Below are 3,288 nucleotides of genomic sequence, written 5' to 3'. Positions count from 1 at the left end.
ATCTGGAAACAGGTCGGGGTTTTTTCTTTCTGGTAAATACCTGTCATCTGTCAACCGGACCAGCCCGGGTGCGCAGGGGCTTCATTGCCCGTCTTCCATGCCGTCCTCCGGCAGATCTCACGTCTCTTGCCGGTGTTTGCTCTGTTGTGTCATTGCTCAAGGAGCTCGCAGATTGTCCAGCCTGGCTGTGCATCTGCCGCATAGCCGACATATTCCCATTCATAAACACGCCTGCGAGCGCTATCATGCGCAGTCCCTTGCTGATGATAGAAAGCCATGCTTGCTCCATTGTTAAAGATGATGTCCGACGGACAGTTCCACTCTGGCGAGGAGCTCGGCAGGGCGCTGGGTGTCAGTCGCGCTGCGGTATGGAAGGCGCTCAAACGGCTCGAGGATGATGGCTATCCCCTGCAGCGTGTGCGTGGCAAGGGCTACCGTGTTCCCCAGGGCGCCTCCATGCTGGACCTCAGTGCCATCCAGGCGGCGGCCAGGGCGTCAGCCGATCCCATCGGCTGGCAGTTGCTGGATGCGGTGGACTCCACCAATGCTGAGCTGATGCGTCAGCTGGCAGGGTCCGGAGCGGGCGGTGGCATTCGGATATGCATTGCCGAGCAGCAGACTTCGGGCAAGGGCCGGCGGGGCCGGGCCTGGGTGAGTCCCTATGCGCAGAACATATACCTGTCGGTCGCCGTGCCCTTCTCCGAAGGGGCGCAGAAACTGGAAGGTCTAAGCCTGCTGGTCGGACTGGTGCTGGTAGAAAGCCTTCAAGCCCTCGGCTTCCGCGGCGTGGGGCTGAAATGGCCGAACGATATCCTGCTTGATGGCCGGAAGCTGGCCGGGATACTGGTCGAGATCGCCGGCGACCTGACCTCCGACTGCGTGGCGGTCATCGGGGTCGGCGTCAATGTGCTGATGACCGCTGAGGGGGGCATCGATCAGGCCTGGACTTCGCTGCTGCTGTCCAGGCAGCGCGGCGCGCTTGATCGCAATGCGCTGACCGGAGAGTTTCTCCGGCGTCTGCTGGCAGCGTTGGAGCGATTCCGGCGCGAGGGCTTCCAGCCCTTTGTTGAATCATGGCATCGATACCACCTGTGGCAGGGGCGCGAGGTGCGCGTCCAGGCCGGCGACAACAGCTGGACCGGCAAGGCCATGGGGGTCGATGCGCGTGGCGCCCTGCGTCTGCAGACCGCCGCCGGCGAGATGCTGCTGCACGGCGGGGAAGTGACTCTGAGGCTGAATGATGATTCTTGAGCTGGACTGCGGTAACACCCTTATCAAGTGGCGGCTGCTGGACAGGGAGGGGCGTGTGCGCGATGGCGACATGGCGCCGGACCTGGTGGAACTGCAGCGTCTGTTGGGTGGTCAGGAGCGAGAGATACATGGCTGCCGTCTGGTGAGTGTCCGCTCTGAAGATGAAACCCAGGTGATCTTCAATCAGTTGACCAGCTGGCTCAAGCGTGCGCCTCTGCTTGCCCGGCCGAGCCAGGAGCTGGAGGGTGTGCGCAATGGCTACGAGGACTACCGGCGTCTGGGAATGGATCGCTGGCTGGCGTTGGTCGCCGGCTATCAGCTGGCCGGAGGCGCCTGCGTCGTGATCGATCTGGGGACGGCGATCACCAGTGACTTTGTCGATGCGGATGGCCGGCATCTGGGCGGCTTCATAGCGCCGGGCAGCAAGCTGCTGCGCGCGACCCTTCTGCAGCATACGCGCTTGGTACGTTATGACGAAGCGGCCTCGTGGAACCTTCTGGAGCCCAGCCCCGGTGCGACCACGGCCGAAGCGGTGGAATGCGGCTGTGCGCTGATGCTGTCAGGCTTTGTCCAGGAGCAGTTGCGGGTAGCCCGCCGGCTGCTGGGGGAGAATCCGGCGGTCATTCTGACCGGAGGTGATGCCCATTCGCTCATTACCGTGCTGCCGGACAATGCCATCGTGGTCGCGGATCTGGTGTTCCGTGGTCTGGCCCTGGCCTGCCCGATGGAGCTCGGGCCATGAAGTATGCCTTCCTCACCCTGTTGCTGGTGAACATCCTGTACGCGCTCTGGCAGTGGCAGGAGCGCGTTCCGGAGGCCGGCCCACCCGCCCCGAAGACTGCCGAACAGGCTACCGCGGCGCCGTTGCCGGCCGTCGCGGAACCGCAGCTGCCATCACCCCAGAGCCTGGCACCGGCGCTATGCGTAACCCTCGGGCGCTTTGCCACTGCCGGCGAGGCGCAGCAGCTGCGTCAGCGCCTGCTGGTGCTGGATATCGCGGCGGAGGTCCGTCCCAGGGAGGTGGTCATGGGCACCGACTACTGGCTCGTGATGCCGGTGGTCGGTGGTGAGCGTCATGCGGTGCTGCAGCTGTCGGCGCTGCAGGAACAGGGCGTGGACAGCTTCCTGATTACCCAGGGGGAAATGGCTGGGCAGCTGTCACTGGGCGTATTCCAGCGGCAGGACCATGCCGAGTTGCGACGCGAGCAGCTGCAGGCCCAGGGGCACGACGCCCATGTGCACGCGTTGAGCAGGAAGGAGCGCCAGTATGTGGTCGAGGTGGGCGGCGCGTCCCGTCGTCTGGTGGACCAGGCACTGCTGTCGCGGCTGCGTGCGGACTTCCCGTCGCTCCAGCATCAATATCAGCCCTGTTCACCCGTTGCCATTGAGGAGCAGATCCCCTAGAATAGCGCCCGCTTCGACAGGCACCTGACAAGTTGGATGGCTGCTGGGGCGTCAACACTTTCAAGTTGCGGTTTTTTCTAAGAAAAGTGTTGACAGAGGCGCGCCAAGTGATGAAAATGGCGCCTCTTTTGCGGAGGGGTTCCCGAGCGGTCAAAGGGATCAGACTGTAAATCTGACGGCTTAGCCTTCGAAGGTTCGAATCCTTCCCCCTCCACCAGATTTAGTGTTACCGGGCGAGAAGCTCTTGGCGGGTATAGTTCAATGGTAGAACCTCAGCCTTCCAAGCTGATGGTGCGGGTTCGATTCCCGCTACCCGCTCCAGTCCGGTGGTGCACAGGTTGTAAGCTCATGTAGCTCAGTTGGTAGAGCACACCCTTGGTAAGGGTGAGGTCAGCGGTTCAAATCCGCTCATGAGCTCCAGTAATAAGGCAGATATGCAAATATCTGCCTTTATTTTAATGGTCGCGTGACTCGCGCCTTGCATTCAGCTCAGCATAGAGGATCTCTCGAGATGGCTAAAGAGAAGTTCGAACGCAGCAAACCGCACCTGAACGTGGGCACCATCGGTCACGTTGACCACGGCAAGACCACTCTGACCGCAGCCCTGACCCGCGTCTGCGCCGAAGTATTCGG

4 protein-coding genes and 3 tRNA genes are annotated in these 3,288 nt (G+C 62.2%); all 7 read left to right on the top strand.

Annotated features, from left to right (window positions below; genetic code table 11):
* Positions 1-276: 276 nt before the first annotated feature.
* Positions 277-1,251: a biotin--[acetyl-CoA-carboxylase] ligase gene (locus tag BM046_RS16035; protein WP_090541407.1), complete on the top strand. Its 975-nt coding sequence runs from the start codon at positions 277-279 to the stop codon at positions 1,249-1,251.
* Positions 1,241-1,993 carry a type III pantothenate kinase gene (locus tag BM046_RS16030; protein WP_090541404.1) on the top strand — a complete coding sequence of 251 codons (753 nt, stop codon included), beginning with the start codon at positions 1,241-1,243 and terminating at the stop codon, positions 1,991-1,993. Before BM046_RS16035 ends, BM046_RS16030 begins: the two co-directional genes overlap by 11 nt.
* Positions 1,990-2,655: an SPOR domain-containing protein gene (locus tag BM046_RS16025; RefSeq protein WP_090541400.1), complete on the top strand. Its 666-nt coding sequence runs from the start codon at positions 1,990-1,992 to the stop codon at positions 2,653-2,655. The genes BM046_RS16030 and BM046_RS16025 overlap by 4 nt, the downstream gene beginning before the upstream one ends.
* Positions 2,656-2,787: 132 nt before the next feature.
* A tRNA-Tyr gene (locus BM046_RS16020) sits at positions 2,788-2,872 on the top strand.
* Between the two features lie 30 nt (positions 2,873-2,902).
* Positions 2,903-2,976: transfer RNA gene (locus BM046_RS16015), tRNA-Gly, on the top strand.
* A gap of 23 nt (positions 2,977-2,999) precedes the next feature.
* Positions 3,000-3,075: transfer RNA gene (locus BM046_RS16010), tRNA-Thr, on the top strand.
* A gap of 91 nt (positions 3,076-3,166) precedes the next feature.
* Positions 3,167-3,288 (top strand): GTP-binding protein (locus BM046_RS16005; RefSeq protein WP_235818306.1); only part of this gene is annotated, 122 nt, incomplete at its 3' end.

Origin of the sequence: Halopseudomonas formosensis, from assembly GCF_900115905.1 — a bacterium.
Lineage (GTDB): Bacteria > Pseudomonadota > Gammaproteobacteria > Pseudomonadales > Pseudomonadaceae > Halopseudomonas > Halopseudomonas formosensis.
This window is presented reverse-complemented; position numbering and strand designations above follow the sequence as displayed.

What these genes read in the sequence shown, in the direction of transcription:
- BM046_RS16030 (WP_090541404.1), top strand. Translation starts at nt 1,241, where the DNA reads ATGATTCTTGAGCTGGACTGCGGTAACACCCTTATCAAGTGGCGGCTG.
- BM046_RS16025 (WP_090541400.1), top strand. Translation starts at nt 1,990, where the DNA reads ATGAAGTATGCCTTCCTCACCCTGTTGCTGGTGAACATCCTGTACGCG.
- BM046_RS16035 (WP_090541407.1), top strand. Translation starts at nt 277, where the DNA reads ATGCTTGCTCCATTGTTAAAGATGATGTCCGACGGACAGTTCCACTCT.